Origin of the sequence: Bordetella pertussis 18323, assembly GCF_000306945.1 — a bacterium.
Lineage (GTDB): Bacteria > Pseudomonadota > Gammaproteobacteria > Burkholderiales > Burkholderiaceae_B > Bordetella > Bordetella pertussis.
Genome location: NC_018518.1, coordinates 1,622,917 through 1,639,888 on the forward strand (window position 1 = coordinate 1,622,917; position 16,972 = coordinate 1,639,888).

Annotated in this window: 15 protein-coding genes and 1 tRNA gene; 14 read left to right on the forward strand and 2 right to left on the reverse strand. The window is 64.8% G+C overall.

Annotation, left to right across the window (positions count from 1 at the left end):
* Positions 1–213: 213 nt before the first annotated feature.
* Positions 214–1,008 carry a GNAT family N-acetyltransferase gene (locus tag BN118_RS07680; RefSeq protein WP_003809629.1) on the forward strand — a complete coding sequence of 265 codons (795 nt, stop codon included), beginning with the start codon at positions 214–216 and terminating at the stop codon, positions 1,006–1,008.
* 230 nt (positions 1,009–1,238) lie between these two features.
* On the opposite strand, the gene ppx is transcribed toward BN118_RS07680, so the two are convergent.
* Positions 1,239–2,732: an exopolyphosphatase gene (ppx, locus tag BN118_RS07685; protein ID WP_010930172.1), complete on the reverse strand. Its 1,494-nt coding sequence runs from the start codon at positions 2,730–2,732 to the stop codon at positions 1,239–1,241.
* Between the two features lie 235 nt (positions 2,733–2,967).
* Here ppx and ppk1 point away from each other — a divergent pair, with 235 nt between their 5' ends.
* The 6 genes from ppk1 (at position 2,968) to BN118_RS07715 (ending at position 9,252) form a co-directional block, all read left to right on the forward strand.
* Complete coding sequence (gene ppk1 / locus BN118_RS07690) at positions 2,968–5,049, forward strand: polyphosphate kinase 1 (protein ID WP_010930171.1); 2,082 nt, start codon at positions 2,968–2,970, stop codon at positions 5,047–5,049.
* A gap of 194 nt (positions 5,050–5,243) precedes the next feature.
* Entirely contained in the window at positions 5,244–6,284 is a 1,041-nt protein-coding gene (pstS, locus tag BN118_RS07695) for a phosphate ABC transporter substrate-binding protein PstS (protein ID WP_014486066.1), read from the forward strand.
* A 134-nt stretch (positions 6,285–6,418) separates the two neighbouring features.
* Complete coding sequence (pstC, locus tag BN118_RS07700; RefSeq protein WP_014905689.1) at positions 6,419–7,435, forward strand: phosphate ABC transporter permease subunit PstC; 1,017 nt, start codon at positions 6,419–6,421, stop codon at positions 7,433–7,435.
* Between the two features lie 21 nt (positions 7,436–7,456).
* Positions 7,457–8,314, forward strand: coding sequence for a phosphate ABC transporter permease PstA (pstA, locus tag BN118_RS07705; protein ID WP_003809638.1), 858 nt, complete (start codon positions 7,457–7,459; stop codon positions 8,312–8,314).
* 44 nt (positions 8,315–8,358) lie between these two features.
* Positions 8,359–9,135: a phosphate ABC transporter ATP-binding protein PstB gene (gene pstB, locus BN118_RS07710; protein ID WP_010930167.1), complete on the forward strand. Its 777-nt coding sequence runs from the start codon at positions 8,359–8,361 to the stop codon at positions 9,133–9,135.
* Positions 9,136–9,175: 40 nt separating this feature from the next.
* Positions 9,176–9,252 (forward strand) — tRNA-Pro (locus tag BN118_RS07715).
* Between the two features lie 95 nt (positions 9,253–9,347).
* Here the strand turns inward: BN118_RS07715 and BN118_RS20145 are convergent.
* Positions 9,348–9,485, reverse strand: a complete 138-nt coding sequence (locus BN118_RS20145; RefSeq protein ID WP_158322903.1) for a hypothetical protein — start codon at positions 9,483–9,485, stop codon at positions 9,348–9,350.
* 17 nt (positions 9,486–9,502) lie between these two features.
* On the opposite strand from BN118_RS20145, the gene BN118_RS07720 reads away from it, so the two are divergent.
* The 7 genes from BN118_RS07720 (at position 9,503) to BN118_RS07750 (ending at position 16,972) form a co-directional block, all read left to right on the forward strand.
* Positions 9,503–10,453, forward strand: coding sequence for an IS481-like element IS481 family transposase (locus tag BN118_RS07720; RefSeq protein ID WP_005013747.1), 951 nt, complete (start codon positions 9,503–9,505; stop codon positions 10,451–10,453).
* A 531-nt stretch (positions 10,454–10,984) separates the two neighbouring features.
* Positions 10,985–11,953, forward strand: a complete 969-nt coding sequence (locus tag BN118_RS07725) for a LysR family transcriptional regulator (RefSeq protein WP_014905690.1) — start codon at positions 10,985–10,987, stop codon at positions 11,951–11,953.
* Between the two features lie 321 nt (positions 11,954–12,274).
* Complete coding sequence (locus BN118_RS07730) at positions 12,275–13,282, forward strand: Bug family tripartite tricarboxylate transporter substrate binding protein (RefSeq protein WP_014905691.1); 1,008 nt, start codon at positions 12,275–12,277, stop codon at positions 13,280–13,282.
* A 50-nt stretch (positions 13,283–13,332) separates the two neighbouring features.
* Positions 13,333–14,136 (forward strand): enoyl-CoA hydratase, encoded by an 804-nt coding sequence (locus BN118_RS07735; protein ID WP_014905692.1) that lies wholly within the window; start codon positions 13,333–13,335, stop codon positions 14,134–14,136.
* A 152-nt stretch (positions 14,137–14,288) separates the two neighbouring features.
* Positions 14,289–15,176, forward strand: a complete 888-nt coding sequence (locus BN118_RS07740; protein WP_014905693.1) for an HpcH/HpaI aldolase/citrate lyase family protein — start codon at positions 14,289–14,291, stop codon at positions 15,174–15,176.
* Positions 15,177–15,205: 29 nt separating this feature from the next.
* On the forward strand, positions 15,206–15,661 hold the full coding sequence (locus tag BN118_RS07745; protein WP_014905694.1) for a MaoC family dehydratase: 456 nt from the start codon (positions 15,206–15,208) through the stop codon (positions 15,659–15,661).
* A 78-nt stretch (positions 15,662–15,739) separates the two neighbouring features.
* Complete coding sequence (locus BN118_RS07750; protein WP_014905695.1) at positions 15,740–16,972, forward strand: CaiB/BaiF CoA transferase family protein; 1,233 nt, start codon at positions 15,740–15,742, stop codon at positions 16,970–16,972.

Genomic DNA, 16,972 nt, shown 5'->3' on the forward strand with positions numbered 1-16,972 from the left:
CCGGACCTGCCCGAAGGCCCGCCTGATGGCGGGCCTTTTTGTTGCGCGGGCGACGCAGGCATGCAAGGCCATGACTCTGTTTGTATCAAATAGTCAAGCGGGGTCGTATGGTCCTCGGTGGGGCGGCGTAAACTTCATAGTCACGTAACATATCGGTCAGATTACTGACATGACGCGCGGCCACACTGGCAGGACATTTAGGAGTTTCGCGCAATGCTCGAACTAGTACGCATCGATACGGGTTCCACTGCCGCCACTGCTTGGCCTGGCGCCGCGCCGCGCACCCTCGCGGTCGGCCTGGCGCGCACCGCGGAGGAGGTCGAGCAGATCCAGCGTCTGCGCTACGACGTCTTCACCGAGGATATGGGCGCCGTGTTTCCCCAGGCACAGGACGGCGTGGAGCAGGACCGCTTCGACCAGTGGTGCGAACACCTGATGGTGCGCGAGCTGGACACCGGGCGGGTGGTGGGTACCTATCGCATCCTGACGCCGGAAAAGGCGCGCGAGGCGGGCGGCTACTACTCGGAATCCGAGTTTGACCTGTCCGGGCTGGGCGCCCTGCGCGAGCAGCTGGTGGAAGTGGGCCGCTCGTGTACGCACGCCGACTACCGCAACGGCGCGGTCATCATGCTGCTGTGGTCCGGCCTGGCCGAATACCTGCGCCGCGGCGGCTACGAGTATGTGCTGGGTTGCGCCAGCGTCAGCCTGCGCGACGACGGCGTGACCGCCGCCGAAGTCTGGCGCAATGTCGCCCGCCACCTCGATGACCCGGCGCTGCCGCGCGTGCGGCCCCTGCACCGCTATCCGATCGAGCGCCTGAACAGCACCCTGCCGGCGCGCGTGCCGCCGCTGATCAAGGGCTATCTCAAGCTGGGCGCCAAGGTATGCGGCGAGCCGGCCTGGGATCCGGACTTCAACGCGGCGGACTTCCCGGTGCTGCTGAGCATGGCCGGCATGGACGAGCGCTACCGCCGCCATTTCGGCCTGGACCGGGAAGCCAGGCGCTGACATGCGTCGCACGCTGCGTCGTCTGCGCATCAGGCTGGTGCGGCGGGTGACCCGTCAGATCCGCCTGGAACTGAAGCAGCTGGAACGGCAGACCGACCTGACCTTGGACTGAGCCGACGGGGTGCTGGGGTGCCTGTCCCCGCGGGGACAGGCACCTTGTATCGGGGCAGGCTCCCCGGAAGTCAGCGGGAGCCAGTCCCCTTCGGGGACAGGCTCCCGGAGATCGGGTTTCAGGTTTCCAGCAATTCGAACGAGAAACCGACCTTGCTCCATTCGCCGTCTTCGGCGCGCAGGGTGAAGTCGCTCAGGGGGTGGCGGTTGAGCCAGGCCTGCTGGGCGCGCACCACGATGGATGTGCCCTTGATGGAGACGGCCAGCGGCAGCGGGGTTATGTCCTCGCGGCGGCGGAACAGCAGCGCGGCCAGGCGCAGGCACAGGATGGCGATCCACTGGCTGCGGTTGGCCACCAGGGATTCCAGCTTGCTCAGCTTGCCGTGATGGCCCAGGGCCAGCAGCGCCAGCAATTCCTGTTCGTCGTTGGAGAAGCCCGGCATGTCGGCGTGCTCGAGCACGTAGGCCGTGTGCTTGTGATAGGCGTTGTGGGCGATCGACAGGCCGACCTCGTGCAGGTCGGCCGCCCAGCCCAGCGCCAGCCGCAGCTCGGCGCGCTCGTGGCCGTCGCCGTCGGGCAGCAGGACGTCGAACAGCGCCAGCGCCGCCTGGCGCACGCGCCGCGCCTGGTTGGCGTCGACGTGGTAGCGCTTCATGAATTGCTGCACGGATTCGTGCCGCTTGTCGTGCTCGTCGTCGCGGCCCAGCAGGTCGTACAGCACGCCCAGCCGCAGCGCGCCGTCGCCGGTATGCATGACATCGATGTTCAGCTCGTCGAACAGGGCGCTCATGATGGCCAGGCCGCCGGGCAGCACGTCGGCGCGCTCCAGCTTGATGCCGGGCAGCTCGGCCGGGATGACGCGGCCCGACCGGATGATGCGGTCTTTCAGCTTGGCCAGGCCGGCGCGCGTGATGCCGCGGGTGGAGAAGCCGCATTCGGTCAGGATGGCGTACAGCGCCTTGGCGGTGCCCGACGAGCCATAGGCTTCCTTCCAGCCGGTCTTGCGGTATTGCTTGGAGATCACTTCGATTTCGCGCCGCGCTGCCAGCTCGGCCTGCTTCATCTGGTGGCTGTCGACCACGCCGTCGCCGAAGAACTGGCGGCTGAAGCTGACGCAGCCCATGTACAGCGAGGACATCAGGTTGGGCTCGACGCCCTTGCCGATGATGACTTCGGTGGAGCCGCCGCCGATATCGATCACCAGGCGGCGGTTTAGCGAGGGCGGCAGGCTGTGCGCCACGCCGGAGAAAATCAGCCGCGCTTCTTCGCGCCCGGCGATGACTTCGATGGGAAAGCCCAGCGCCCGTTCGGCGCGGGGCAGGAAATCGCGCGTGTTGCGGGCGACCCGGAACGTGTTGGTGGCGACCGCGCGCACCCGGCTGGGATGGAAACTGCGCAGCCGCTCGCCGAAGCGCTCGAGCACCGCCAGGGCGCGCGCCAGCGCGTCCTCGCCCAGGTTCTTGTCCTGGTCCAGGCCGGCGGCCAGGCGCACGGTCTCCTTGAGGCGGTCGATCTGGTAGATCTGGGCGGTGCCATCCTGCTGGACGACGCGGCCGATAGAAAGTCGAAAGCTGTTGGAGCCGAGGTCGACGGCGGCCAGAAGATGGTCCATGCGGCAGTTGTATTGGGCAGTCAGTTTGCTGGATTATAGAGATGCCATGTGACAGTCATGCCGATGCGGCGTTTTTCCCTTGCAGAACAAGGCATTGGGGGCCGGCGTGGCCCTTCCATGCGTCCCCGTTTTGGCGTACGCTATGCGGCATGCCGGCATGCGCGCGGCCGGGCGTCATAGAACCGTCACGATATTGCAGTAAAAACAAAAGCTGTCTCCTTTGCCTGGGCCCTGTATGACCTCTCGACCGCCGTCCGAGCCGCTGCTCCTGAATCGTGAACTGTCGCTGCTGAAATTCAATGAACGCGTGCTGGCGATGGCCGAGAATCCGCGTGTTCCCTTGCTTGAACGGCTGCGCTACGTGTGCATCGTCAGCTCCAACCTGGACGAGTTCTTCGAGATCCGCATCTCGACGCTGAAGGAGCAGCAGCGCCAGACCCCGACGCTGGTCGGGCCCGACGGCATGACGGCCGATGAAGCCTTCGAGCGGGTCCAGGTCAAGGTGCACGCGCTGGTGGCGAGCCAATACGCCTTGCTCAACGACGATATCCTGCCGCGCCTGCAGGCCGAGGGCATCGTGCTGCATCACGCCTCCGAATGGAACGCGCAGCAGCAGGAGTGGGCGCGCGAGGTCTTCAATCGCGACGTCATGCCGCTGCTGACGCCGATCGGGCTGGATCCGGCGCATCCGTTTCCGCGCGTCTACAACAAGAGCCTGAATTTCATCGTGGCCCTGTCGGGCGCCGATGCCTTCGGCCGCCAGGCGTCCATCGCCGTGGTGCAGGCGCCGCGCGCGCTGCCGCGCCTGATCAAGATGCCGCCCGAGATCTCCGGCCATCCCGACGGCTACATCCTGCTGACCTCGCTGCTGCGGGCCTTCGTGGGCGAACTGTTCCCCGGCCTGGAAATGCTGGGCTGTTACCAATGGCGCGTGACGCGCAACAGCGACCTGTTCGTCGACGAAGAGGAAGTCACCAACCTGCGCCATGCCCTGCAGGGCGAGCTGTCGCAGCGCAATTTCGGCGCGGCCGTGCGGCTGGAGGTCGACAAGCTGACCCCGCCCGACCTGGAGGCCTACCTGCAGCGCGAATTCTCGCTGGCGCCCGAGGACACCTACCGGGTCAGCGGCCCGGTGAACCTGTCGCGCCTGATGCAGTTGTGCAATTCCAACACCCGGCCGGACCTGCTGTTTCCCGCCTACCTGGCGCCCGTGCCGGCGCCGTTCGACCGCGTGGGCGAGAAGCCGGCCGAGCTGTTCGCCGCCGTGGCCGAGCAGGATCGCCTGCTGCACCATCCCTACCAGTCGTTCCAGCCGGTCATCGACTTCCTGACCGCCGCGGCGCTGGACCCGGACGTGATGGCGATCAAGCAGACCATCTACCGCACCGGCGAGGACTCCGAGCTGATGCAGATCCTGCTGGCGGCGGCGTGCGCCGGCAAGGAAGTCACCGTGGTGGTGGAGCTGATGGCGCGCTTTGACGAGCAGACCAACATCAACTGGGCCGCGCGCCTGGAGGAAGTGGGCGCGCACGTGGTCTATGGCGTGGTCGCGCACAAGACGCACGCCAAGATGGCGCTGGTGCTGCGCCGCGAGAAAGGGCGGCTGCGCCGCTACGCGCACCTGGGCACCGGCAACTACCATCCGCGCACGGCCCGCCTGTACACCGATTTCGGCCTGCTGACCGCCGATCCGCGCCTGTGCGAGGACATGGACAAGGTCTTTACCCAGCTGACCGGCCTGGGGGCGCGGCGCTCGCTCAAGGCGCTGCTGCAGTCGCCGTTCTCGCTGCACGACGGCATGGTCAGCCTGATCCGCGCCGAGACGCGCGCCGCGCGCGCCGGCAAGCGGGCGCGCATCATGGCGAAGATGAACTCGCTGCTGGAAGTGCAGGTCATCGAAGAGCTCTACAAGGCCAGCCAGGCCGGGGTCAAGATCGACCTGATCGTGCGCGGGGTATGCGCGCTGCGCGCCGGCGTGCCCGGGCTGTCGGAGAATATCCGGGTGCGTTCCATCGTGGGGCGCTTTCTGGAGCACTCGCGCGTGTTCTATTTCTATGCCGATGGCGCCGAAACCGTTTACCTGTCCTCGGCCGACTGGATGGACCGCAATTTCTTCCGGCGCGTGGAGATCGCCTTTCCCGTCTACGACAAGACGCTCAGGAAGCGCGTCATCGACGAGGCCTTCACCTACGCGCTGCGCGACAACCAGCTGGCCTGGCAGCAGCAGGCCGATGGCACCTATGCGCGGGTGCGCAACCGGCGCGAGGCCTACGACGTGCAGGAAGCGCTGATCCAGCGCCTGGGGCAGGACGGCTGAGCCGGCCCGCTGCCGCCTGGCCGCCCGCGGGCGGCCATTTTATTTTAAAATATTCAGTTTCTTATGGATAAATTCAAGTTGGGTATGTGACTGTCACTATCCTGTCATTTTGGGCTTCTAAGATGCATGCGTTGGCCGAGACAGGCGCCTTGAAAGCCTGCCGGATTTCCTCAACGAGCACAGAAGGAACCCAGATGTTCAAACGTGTCTTCAAACAGATTTCGATCGGCGCCGCGCTGAGCGCAGCCGTTTTCGCCGCCCAGGCCGCCGATGTGACCGGCGCGGGCGCGTCGTTCCCGTACCCCATCTACGCCAAGTGGGCCTCCGACTACAAGGCTGCCACCAACAACGCCGTCAACTACCAGTCCATCGGTTCGGGCGGCGGCCAGCAGCAGATCAAGGCCAAGACGGTCGACTTCGGCGCCTCGGATGACCCGCTCAAGGCCGAAGACCTGGAAAAGAATGGCCTGCTGCAGTTCCCGGCCGTGATCGGCGGCACCGTGCCGGTGATCAACATCGACGGCATCGCGCCGGGCCAGCTGAAGCTGTCGGGCGCCGTGCTGGCCGACATCTTCCTGGGCAAGGTCAAGAAGTGGGACGACGCCGCCATCAAGGCGCTCAACCCCGACCTGAAGCTGCCCTCGGCCGACATCGTGGTGGTGCACCGTTCGGACGGTTCGGGCACGACCTTCGGCTGGACCAACTACCTGTCGAAAGTGTCGCCCGCCTGGAAAGAGCAAGTGGGCGAGGGCAAGGCCGTCAAGTGGCCCACCGGCCAGGGCGGCAAGGGCAACGAAGGCGTGGCCGCCTACGTGGGCCAGCTGAAGAACTCGATCGGTTATGTCGAGTACGCCTACGCCAAGCAGAACAAGCTGGCCTGGACGCAGCTGCAGAACAAGGACGGCAAGTTCGTCCAGCCCGAGCAGAAGGCGTTCGCCGCCGCCGCCGCCAATGCCGACTGGAAGAGCGCGCCCGGCATGGGCGTGGTGCTGACCAACGAGCCGGGCGCCGATTCGTGGCCCGTGACCGCCGCTACCTTCATCCTGGTGCACAAGAGCCAGGACAAGCCGGTCCAGGGCCGCGCGGTGCTGGAGTTCTTCGACTGGGCGTTCAAGAACGGCGCCAAGTCGGCCGAAGCGCTGGACTACGTGCCGCTGCCCGAGGCCGTGACCACGGAAATCCGCGCCGCCTGGGGTGAAGTCAAGGGCGCCGACGGCAAGGCCGTGTGGCAGTAAGCCCGTATCGGCCAGGGCGCTGTCCGCCCTGGCCGGACCAGTGAACGGCGAGCGATCGCCGTCCTGACTTCGCGGGGCGCCGGGCGCCCCGCCATTGCGCCGACCCCTGGCCCTATCTCAAGGAAAGCCTGTCCATGAGCGCGGTAATGGATAATAGTGTGCCGCTGCCGTCCTCCACGGCCGATTCGACCACTACCGGCACGCCTTCGCCTATGAAGCAAAACAATAACGCGCTGATGGATGCGCTGTTCAAGAACCTCACCCGGACCTTCGCCTTCCTGGTGTTCATCCTGCTGGCCGCCATCATGATCTCGCTGATCTATGGCAGCCGCGAATCGCTGGCCAAGTATGGCCTGTCGTTCCTGTGGCTGAACGACTGGGATCCGGTCCAGCAGAACTACGGCGCGGTCGTGCCCATCATCGGCACGCTGCTGACCTCGTTCATCGCCTTGCTGATCGCCGTGCCGGTGTCGTTCGGCATCGCCATCTTCCTGACCGAGCTGGCGCCCACCTGGCTGCGCCGCCCGCTGGGCACCGCCGTCGAGATGCTGGCGGCCATCCCGTCCATCATCTACGGTATGTGGGGCCTGTTCGTCTTCGTGCCGGTGTTCCAGCAATACGTGCAGCCTGCGCTGATCGCCACGCTGGGCAGCGTGCCCATCATCGGCGGCCTGTTCGCCGGCCCGCCGTTCGGCATCGGCATCTTCACCGCCGGCCTGATCCTGTCGATCATGATCATTCCGTTCATCGCCGCCGTCATGCGCGACGTGTTCGAGCTGGTGCCCCCCATACTCAAGGAGTCCGCCTACGGCCTGGGCAGTACCACCTGGGAAGTCATGTGGCGCGTCGTGCTGCCCTTCACCAAGTCGGGCGTCATCGGCGGCATCATGCTGGGGCTGGGCCGCGCGCTGGGCGAGACCATGGCGGTGACCTTCGTGATCGGCAACGCCTTCCGCTGGTCGGGCTCGCTGTTCTCGCCGGGCAACTCGATCGCCTCGGCGCTGGCCAACGAATTCAACGAGGCAGGCGGCATCCAGAAATCGGCGCTGCTCGAACTGGGCCTGATCCTGTTCCTGATCACCACCGTCGTGCTGGCTTTCTCGAAAATGCTGCTGGTGCGCCTGTCCAGGGCCGAGGGCCGCCAGGCCTGATGCACGAGCAAGGATAACTACATGGCTCAATCGGCAATCTCCATGAACAACGGCGTCTACCGGCGCCGCCACCTGGTCAACAAGGTCATGTTGACTATCTCGCTGGGCGCGCTGCTGTTCGGCCTGTTCTGGCTGTTCTGGATCATCGCGACCCTGCTGGTCAAGGGCGCGCCCGCGCTGTCGTTCACGCTGTTCACGGAAATTACGCCCCCGCCCGGGCAGGCCGGCGGCCTGCTCAACGCCGTGGTGGGCAGCGTGCTGATGGCCGGCGTGGGCACCCTGATCGGCACGCCGGTGGGCATCCTGGCCGGCACCTACCTGGCCGAGTACGGCCAGCGCGGCTGGCTGGCGCCGGCCACACGCTTTCTCAACGACGTGCTGCTGTCGGCGCCGTCCATCATCATCGGCCTGTTCATCTACGCCGTGTACGTGGCCCAGGTCGGCCACTACTCGGGCTGGGCCGGCGCGCTGGCGCTGTCCATCCTGGTGATCCCGGTGGTGGTGCGCACCACCGACAACATGCTGCTGCTGGTGCCCAACAGCCTGCGCGAGGCCACCGCCGCGCTGGGCTGCCCCAAGTGGCGCATGATCACCCTGGTGTGCTATCGCGCCGCCAAGACCGGCATCATCACCGGCGTGCTGCTGGCGATTGCCCGCATCTCGGGCGAGACCGCGCCGCTGCTGTTCACCGCGCTGTCCAACCAGTTCATGTCGCTGAACATGAACGCGCCCATGGCCAACCTGCCGGTCGTCATCTACCAGTACGCCGCCAGCCCCTTCAAAGACTGGAACAACCTGGCCTGGGCTGGCGCCACGCTCATCACGCTGCTGGTGCTGGGCATCAACATCCTGGCCCGCAACCTGTTCCGCAAATCGTGATCGCCGCCGCCGGCGCCCGCGGGGCGCCGGCCATAGGAAGCAAAATGGAAAACACCGCAACCGCTGCCAAAGCCAAGCTGGAAGTCAAGAACCTGAATTTCTACTACGGCAAGTTCCATGCGATCCGCAATGTGAACATGTCGATCCGCGAGAACAAGGTCACCGCCTTCATCGGCCCGTCGGGCTGCGGCAAGTCGACGCTGCTGCGCACCTTCAACCGCATGTTCGAGCTGTACCCCGGCCAGCGCGCCGAAGGCGAGATCCTGCTCGACGGCGAAAACCTGTTGACGTCCAAGACCGATATTTCGCTGATTCGCGCCAAGGTCGGCATGGTGTTCCAGAAGCCCACGCCGTTTCCCATGAGCATCTACGACAACATCGCCTTCGGCGTGCGCCTGTTCGAGCGGCTCAGCAAGGGCGAGATGGACGAGCGGGTCGAGTGGGCGCTGAGCAAGGCGGCGCTGTGGAACGAGGTGAAGGACAAGCTGCACCAAAGCGGCAACAGCCTGTCGGGCGGCCAGCAACAGCGCCTGTGCATCGCGCGCGGCGTGGCCATCAAGCCCGAAGTGCTGCTGCTCGACGAGCCCTGCTCGGCGCTGGACCCGATCTCCACCGCCAAGATCGAGGAACTGATCGCCGAACTCAAGCACGAGTACACGGTGGTGATCGTCACGCACAACATGCAGCAGGCGGCGCGCTGCTCCGACTACACCGCCTACATGTACCTGGGCGAGCTGATGGAGTACGGCGCCACCGACCAGATCTTCGTCAAGCCGGCGCGCAAAGAGACGGAAGACTACATCACCGGCCGCTTCGGCTGAGGCCGGCCGGCGGGCCGATTCTGGTATAGTTGCGATCCTTCGGGGCGTAGCGCAGCCTGGTAGCGCATCTGCTTTGGGAGCAGAGGGTCGCGAGTTCGAATCCCGCCGCCCCGACCAATATCCATGCGGTTCTTGGGATTTTCGCAGTGCACGAAAACCCAAATGTGGACACGAAATGCGGCCATATCCCTGAAATAGCCGCTCCATGCATGTCAAAGCCCCGATACGGATTTCCGGTCGGGGCTTTCGCGTTTCTGCGGGCGTGCTAGGTGTGAAGATTCAATAGGTTGTATGCATGGTTCATCCGAACCGGATTTGAGAAACTGGAAATCGCCACCCCCCCAGTTCACTCAAGGAGCCCGGCCGGATGAACACCCATAAGCATGCCCGATTGACCTTCCTACGTCGACTCGAAATGGTCCAGCAATTGATCGCCCATCAAGTTTGTGTGCCTGAAGCGGCCCGCGCCTATGGGGTCACCGCGCCGACTGTGCGCAAATGGCTGGGCCGCTTCCTGGCTCAGGGCCAGGCGGGCTTGGCCGATGCGTCCTCGCGCCCGACGGTCTCGCCCCGAGCGATTGCGCCGGCCAAGGCGCTGGCTATCGTGGAGCTGCGCCGCAAGCGGCTGACCCAAGCGCGCATCGCCCAGGCGCTGGGCGTGTCAGCCAGCACCGTCAGCCGCGTCCTGGCCCGCGCCGGTCTGTCGCACCTGGCCGACCTGGAGCCGGCCGAGCCGGTGGTGCGCTACGAGCATCAGGCCCCCGGCGATCTGCTGCACATCGACATCAAGAAGCTGGGACGTATCCAGCGCCCTGGCCACCGGGTCACGGGCAACCGACGCGATACCGTTGAGGGGGCCGGCTGGGACTTCGTCTTCGTGGCCATCGATGACCACGCCCGCGTGGCCTTCACCGACATCCACCCCGACGAGCGCTTCCCCAGCGCCGTCCAGTTCCTCAAGGACGCAGTGGCCTACTACCAGCGCCTGGGCGTGACCATCCAGCGCTTGCTCACCGACAATGGCTCGGCCTTTCGCAGCCGCGCCTTCGCCGCGCTGTGCCATGAGCTGGGCATCAAGCACCGCTTTACCCGACCTTACCGCCCACAGACCAATGGCAAGGCCGAACGCTTCATCCAGTCGGCCTTGCGTGAGTGGGCTTACGCTCACACCTACCAGAACTCCCAACACCGAGCCGATGCCATGAAATCCTGGCTACACCACTACAACTGGCATCGACCCCACCAAGGCATCGGGCGCGCTGTACCCATCTCCAGACTCAACCTGGACGAATACAACCTATTGACAGTTCACACCTAGCGCGTCGCGGGCCGGGCGCAGCACCATCAGCGCCGTCAGGACGCAGAAGAAACACAGTCCGGACAGCAGCACCGGCCGGAGCTCGTCGCGGCGAAGGTTGAAGAACGCTGCCAGTCGGGTTTTGTGCGCTGGGCTGATCATCCTGGCGGGCCTGTGCGGGGCGTGTTCGCGAACGGTGGGGCGGCAAGCGGTCGGGAAGGACGCCGGTGCGGGGCATGGCGATCGAGGGCTTGCGGCGTCACGCCCACCGTAGCCGGTTACGCCTTGCGGGGCAAGCATCGCAAGGAATGGCCGTTGCCTGCGGAACTCGAGCTATGCGGACGGATTCCCCAACGGCTACCATCTGCCGGATGAACGGCGCCGAGTATAGGGCGGCGAGGCCATCCGGCCGCCGCAGCGCAGTCTCGATGCGTCCCTGCAATGGCGAATGCCCGGCCGCAGGGCCTGAGCGTCTTTTCCCGACAGCGTGTTTGCACGGCAACTCGAAGCCAGCCCGATGCCGCCCAGTATTCTCCACGGAGAGCGAGCCTGATGAGCACCTTGAGCATTCATACCCTGACCCGCAGAGTGGATTTATTCACGCTGCGCCTGTTCCTGACAGTCGTGGAGGAAGGGCAGATACGCAAAGCCGCGGTCCGCGAGAATATCGCGCCGTCCGCCGCCACCAAGCGGATCCAGGATCTAGAGGAAATCGCCGGATTGCCGCTTTTCGAACGGCAGCCCGCCGGCGTCGTGCCGAACGCAGCCGGCGTCGTACTGGCGCGCTATATCCGGGAACTGTTCGGCAATCTTGAAGAAATGCGCCGTGAACTGGGGGAATACTCGGACGGGGTTCGTGGCAGCCTGACGGTCGCCACGACGGGTTCTCTCATCGTCCAATACGTCGCCAAAGAGATCGGCGAGTTCTCGCGGAATTATCCCCAGATCGATCTGGCGCTGGAGCAGCACCTCAATCCGGACGCGATCCGGGCGGTCGTGTCCGGCGGGGCGGATCTCGCGATTTATCTGGTGGGCATGGACGTGCACGAGGAGGGCCTGGATGTCACCCCGTACCGCACGGATCGCCTGGTGGCCCTGGCGCCCGCCGGCCATCCCCTGGCCGAAAAAGCCGGCGTAACGCTTGCCGATCTGCTGGGCCATGCGTTCATCAGCGTCGAACCGTCAACGGCAATGATGGCGGATATTTCCAAGGCCGCGAAATCCAGCGGTCTCGCGGTCAAGCCGAAATTCCATGTGACGAGCGTGGAGGCGGCGCGCAGCCTGGTGGAAGAGGGGCTGGGCGTCACCATTCAGCCGGAATGCATGCTTCCGGTGGCGTATCAGCGGCGCGTATCGGTGCTGCGCCTCGACGAAGCCTGGGCCTTGCGCAAGGTCCATATTGGCACCAGGCGGGGCCGGGCGCCGACCGCGGCGACGCGCTTGCTCATCGAGCAACTCATCGCGCAGCCCAGAGGGTCGGACGCCACTCTCGAAGCGGGACGGTCCGTGGCTGCTGGATAACCCGCGATTCGTGTTTCGCGAATCCGGCATTCGCCAATGGCTGCTTGAGGGCGGTCGGGCAACTGCATAGCATTGTGTCAGACAAGAGCGGTGAGAACGCACGCAATGCCAGTGGTTGGCGATACCGTGAATCGGTGCGCCGTCCGTCAAGACGGTCCGTACTCATGCGTGGACGAGAAAACGCAGACGCGGCGCTGCAGCGCGCGTGCCTGGGGATCGTTGCGCCGACGGATTGCACCTGTTCACCACTGTTCCTGTCGAGACAGGCGAAATGGGTATCAGCCCATGTAATGCCGACAAAAAACAGCAGAGGAGACAATCATGTCGGGACATTTTGGAGCAAGGGGCAAGCGCGGATCGGTTGGGTCCAGGCTTGCGGCGGCCTCGCTTTTTGCATGCGCGACGGGGCTGGTCGCCGCCAATGTGAGCGCGGCGGACCGGAATGCCGCGCCCATCACGATCGTCGTGCCGTTCGCCTCCGCCACGGCGACAGACGTCGCGGCGAGATACATAGGCCAGAAGATAACCGAGTCCACCGGCAGGGCCGTGGTCGTCGATAACCGGCCTGGCGCCAACGGAATCATCGGCATCCAGACGGCCAAGTCCCTGCCGAGCAGTGCGAACGTCATCTTGATGACCAGCAACACGACCCAGGCGGCGAATCCCAGCCTGTTCAAGGACCTGCCATACGATCCCGTCGCGGACTTCAAGCCGATCACCACGATAACGATTGGCGGCGTCCTGCTGGTTGTGAATCCGGCATCCGGCATCAAGAACGTCTCTGAATTGGTCGAAGCCGCGAAGAAGAATCCCGGCAAGCTGACATTCGGAAGCGGGAATTCCACGTCGCAGGCGGGTGGCGAGATGCTGAAGCAGGCGGCCGGCATCGACATCCTGTATGTCCCGTACAAATCCAGCCCTGCGGCGATGGCCGACCTGATGGGCGGGCAGATCGACATGGCGTTCTCGGATCCGATCTCCGTGAAACCCTTGATTGCCGCGGGAAGGCTGAGGGCTATCGGAGTGACCGCGAAAAAAAGGATTCCGGGGTTCGACGACGTGCCAACCTTGCAGGAGGAAGGCCTCAAGGATTACGACCTGTCCGGATGGATTGCCGCCTACACCCCAAGCACCGCATCCGACGAGCAAGTGCAAAGCTATAGCAAGCTGATCGTCGACATCCTGAAGCTGAAGGAAAGCGAGGCGTTCTTCGGGGAGCGGGGGTGGCGAGTGGTGGCGGACAGCCCGTCTGCGCTTGCGTCGTTCCAGCAAGCCGAAACCGCTCGCTGGAAAACACTGGTCGAGACTTCGGGAATGAAGATCAACTGACCATACGCCGGCCGGCTCCGGAGGCGCTTCGTAATGTCCATTTGAGATCGATGCATCACATGACCCCTGTACTCGTCACCAGCCTGTCCGATGGCATCTTCACCATCAGGCTGAACCGTCCGAATGAGAGAAACGCGTTGAATGACGCCTTGTGCGCGGCATTGGTGCAAGCGTGCGAGCAGGCGGCGCACGACCCGGGCGCGCGCGTGGTGGTGTTGTGCGCTGCAGGTCCGGCCTTTTGCGCGGGCGGAGACGTCAAATCCATGGCCGCGCCCGCCGCGGCGGTGCAAAACAAGGGGGCGCAACGATTCCGCGAAATGAAGCATTTCATGACTGCGGCGAAGCTGCTGAACGAAATGCCGAAGCCGACCGTGGCGCTTGTCCACGGCGCGGCGGCCGGCGCCGGGCTGAGCCTGGCGCTGGCCTGCGATTTCCGCATCGGTACGCCGAACGCCAAGCTGACCACGGCTTTCGCGAAAGTCGGCTTGTCCGGGGACTATGGCGGGACATACTTCCTGCAGCGCATTGTCGGTCCGGCGAAGGCCCGTGAACTGTATTTATTGAGTCCGGTGCTGTCCGGACGCGAAGCGCTGCAGCTGGGGCTGGTGACCAGGGTTTATCCGGAAGCGGAGTTCGAGGCGGAATTGGCGGCCTTCGTGCGTGCCCTGGCCAGTGGCCCGACGACGACGTATGGATTCATCAAGGACAACCTGAACGAGAACCTGATCTGCCCCTTCGATGACGCCCTGGACGGCGAAATCCATCGTCACTTGCGTTGCAAGGACACCGCCGATTACCGGGAGGCGATCTGCGCCTTCGCGGAGAAAAGGGCGCCGGTGTTTCGCGGACATTAGCGCCAGCCGTAGTCCCGGCTGCAGCCGGCTCACGATCGGGCGCCAGCCTGCGGTCCGGCATCGACGCATACGTCTCGAGCCATGCGCCGGCTCGATCCATGCAAAGGTTCCGCGGGAGTTTATCCCATGGAAATTACCAGGTAGAGGTAGACGTGAATACGCGAATAAAACCGGTGCGGTCGTTCCTGTTCGTGCCAGGCAACAAGGAATCCATGCTCGACAAGGCTGCCCAGGCGGGCGCCGATGCGCTGATACTCGATCTGGAAGACAGCGTGCCGAGTCCGGAAAAAACGGCGGCGCGTGCGCTGGTCGCCAAGAAGATTCCCGAGCTCATTGCGCAGAATCAGCGAATCTGGGTGCCCATCAACCGTACTGCACATATCTATGATCTCGACGACATCCTGGCGGTGGCGCCAGCCGGCATCGAGGGCATATATATCTCCAAGCCGGGAGGGCCGGAAGACGTATACATGGCCTCATGCATGATCGCCGAGGCGGAGGCGCGCGCCAACCTGCCGCTGGGATCGATCGGGCTCATTCCCCTGCTGGAAACCGCGCGGTCCATGCAGCTTTGCTACGAAATCGCGCAGATGCCTCGTGTGGCCGGCATCGTCGGCGCCACCGCCAGGAATGCCGACATGGGGCGCGCGCTGAAATTCGTCTGGACTGCCGAAGGCCGCGAGACCGAATACTTGAAATCCCGTGTGGTCATGGCCGCGCGTGCGGCCGGCAAGCAGGCGATAGGCGGGCTCTGGCAGCAGATCAAGGACCTCGACGGACTGGCGAAGTCCTCCGCGTTCGACCGGCAGCTTGGCATGTCGGGGGAGCTGGTCCTGCACCCGATGCAGGTCGAAACGATCAATCGCACCTATACGCCGACGGCCGAGGACGTCGCGTACTACCAGGGGATGATCGAGGCGCTCGACGCGGCCCAGGCCCAAGGGCGGGCATCGGTCATGTACGAGGGTGAACACATCGACATCGCCCACGTCAAGACCGCGCACGAAGTCATTGCGCTTGCGCAATCGTTCGGCAACTGAGCGCGATGGCGTGTATTCGGGAGTGTTAAATGGCTGGTCTGTATTTCGAAGATTTCAAGGCCGGGATGGTCGTGCAGCACGCCATCCGCCGTACCGTTACCGAGACGGACAACGTGCTGTTCTCCGCCCTGACCTACAACTGCGCGCCGCTGCATATCGACGCCGAGTACAGCGCCGACACCATATATGGCCAACGCCTGGTCAACAGCATGTTCCTGCTGGCGCTGGTGGCCGGCGTCACCGTCTATGAAACGACCCTGGGCAATACCCTGGGAAATCTGGGTTTCGGGGAGATCGTGTTTCCCAAGCCCACTTTCCATGGCGACACCATCCGTGTCGAGACGGAAATCCTGCAAACGCGGTTGTCCAGGAGCCGCACGGACTCCGGCATCGTGACTTTCAAGCATGTGGCCAGGAATCAGCGCGACGAGATCGTGTGCACCGCCGTGCGGACAGGCTTGATGATGCTCAGGCCAGCCGCCTGATTCGTCGCTCGGGCAGCGGGCGGCGAACTCGCCATCCGGCCGCCGGCAATCGGCTGCGTGGGGAACAAGGAGACGTTCATGGCAGTAACAGGCCTTCTGGAGGGCATTCGCGTCCTCGACATGACCGTGGCGCTGGCCGGGCCCTACGCGTCGATGCTGCTGGGCGGCCTGGGCGCCGAGGTCATCCGCGTCGAGGCGCCGGGCGGCAGCGACCTGGGCCGCAGCAATCCGCCGTTCGTGGGGCCGGGCGGGGTCAACTTCGGCCAGCAGGGCAGCGACGATGTGTCGCTGACATTGCTGAACCGCGCCCGCAACAAGAAGAGCATCACGCTCAACGTCAAGGATCCGGAGGGGCGGGCGCTGTTCGCCAGGCTGCTGCGCGAAAGCGATGTCTTCATCGAGAACCTGAGCGAAGGGGCCTCGGAGCGCCTGGGCGTGGACTATGCCCGTGTGCGGGAAATCAACGATCGCATCATCTATGCGTCGATCAAGGCCTTTGGCGAGCCCAGCAAGTACCAGAACCTCAAAGGCATGGACATCCTGGTGCAGGCGCTGTCGGGCCTGATGGCGGTGACCGGCGAGGCGTCGGGTCCGCCGATGCGCTGCGGGGTGCCGGTGGCGGACCTGCTGGCGCCGCTGTACATGGTCAACGGCATCCTGGCGGCGCTGATCTACCGGGGCAGGACGGGCAAGGGGCAGAAGATCCAGGTGTCCATGCTCGATTGCCTGTCGTCCTGGGTGGCCGAGGAGCATTTCGATGTGCTGGCCCAGGCGGGTTTCCGCATGCGCACCGGCAACAACCACGAGCGCCTGGTGCCGTTCGGGACCTACGAATGCGTGGACGGCCACATCGCCATCGCGGCGGTGCACCCGGACTGGTTCGCCAGCCTGCTCGATGCCATGGGCCGGGCCGACCTGCAGCGCGACCCGCGCTTTGCCGACCGCGGCACGCGGATGCGCCATGCCGCCGACCTCGCTGCGCTGGTGTCCGAGTGGACCCGGGACAAGACGGTTGCCTTTGTCGAGCAGGCCCTGGTGCAGGAGCGCGGCGTGCCGGCGGCGCGGGTGCGCACGCCGCTGGAGATGCTGGACGATCCGGACCTGCACCGCAGCGGCGCCATCACCGATTTGCAGACCCCCGATGGCGGCACGGTGCGCGGCATGGGGCTGCCCATCGGTTTCTCGGAATGCCACGCGCAATTCGATGTACCGGCCCAGGCGCTCGGCCAGACCAGTGCATCGGTGTACGCGGACATATTGGGCCTTTCCGACGCCGAGATCCGGCGGCTGGAAGAAAAAGGCGTGATCTGA

Bases quoted from the DNA above. Each gene is read 5' to 3' on its own strand.
- BN118_RS07680 (WP_003809629.1), top strand. From the start codon at position 214: ATGCTCGAACTAGTACGCATCGATACGGGTTCCACTGCCGCCACTGCT.
- ppx (WP_010930172.1), bottom strand. From the start codon at position 2,732: ATGGACCATCTTCTGGCCGCCGTCGACCTCGGCTCCAACAGCTTTCGA.
- ppk1 (WP_010930171.1), top strand. From the start codon at position 2,968: ATGACCTCTCGACCGCCGTCCGAGCCGCTGCTCCTGAATCGTGAACTG.
- pstS (WP_014486066.1), top strand. From the start codon at position 5,244: ATGTTCAAACGTGTCTTCAAACAGATTTCGATCGGCGCCGCGCTGAGC.
- pstC (WP_014905689.1), top strand. From the start codon at position 6,419: ATGAGCGCGGTAATGGATAATAGTGTGCCGCTGCCGTCCTCCACGGCC.
- pstA (WP_003809638.1), top strand. From the start codon at position 7,457: ATGGCTCAATCGGCAATCTCCATGAACAACGGCGTCTACCGGCGCCGC.
- pstB (WP_010930167.1), top strand. From the start codon at position 8,359: ATGGAAAACACCGCAACCGCTGCCAAAGCCAAGCTGGAAGTCAAGAAC.
- BN118_RS07720 (WP_005013747.1), top strand. From the start codon at position 9,503: ATGAACACCCATAAGCATGCCCGATTGACCTTCCTACGTCGACTCGAA.
- BN118_RS07725 (WP_014905690.1), top strand. From the start codon at position 10,985: ATGAGCACCTTGAGCATTCATACCCTGACCCGCAGAGTGGATTTATTC.
- BN118_RS07730 (WP_014905691.1), top strand. From the start codon at position 12,275: ATGTCGGGACATTTTGGAGCAAGGGGCAAGCGCGGATCGGTTGGGTCC.
- BN118_RS07735 (WP_014905692.1), top strand. From the start codon at position 13,333: ATGCATCACATGACCCCTGTACTCGTCACCAGCCTGTCCGATGGCATC.
- BN118_RS07745 (WP_014905694.1), top strand. From the start codon at position 15,206: ATGGCTGGTCTGTATTTCGAAGATTTCAAGGCCGGGATGGTCGTGCAG.
- BN118_RS07750 (WP_014905695.1), top strand. From the start codon at position 15,740: ATGGCAGTAACAGGCCTTCTGGAGGGCATTCGCGTCCTCGACATGACC.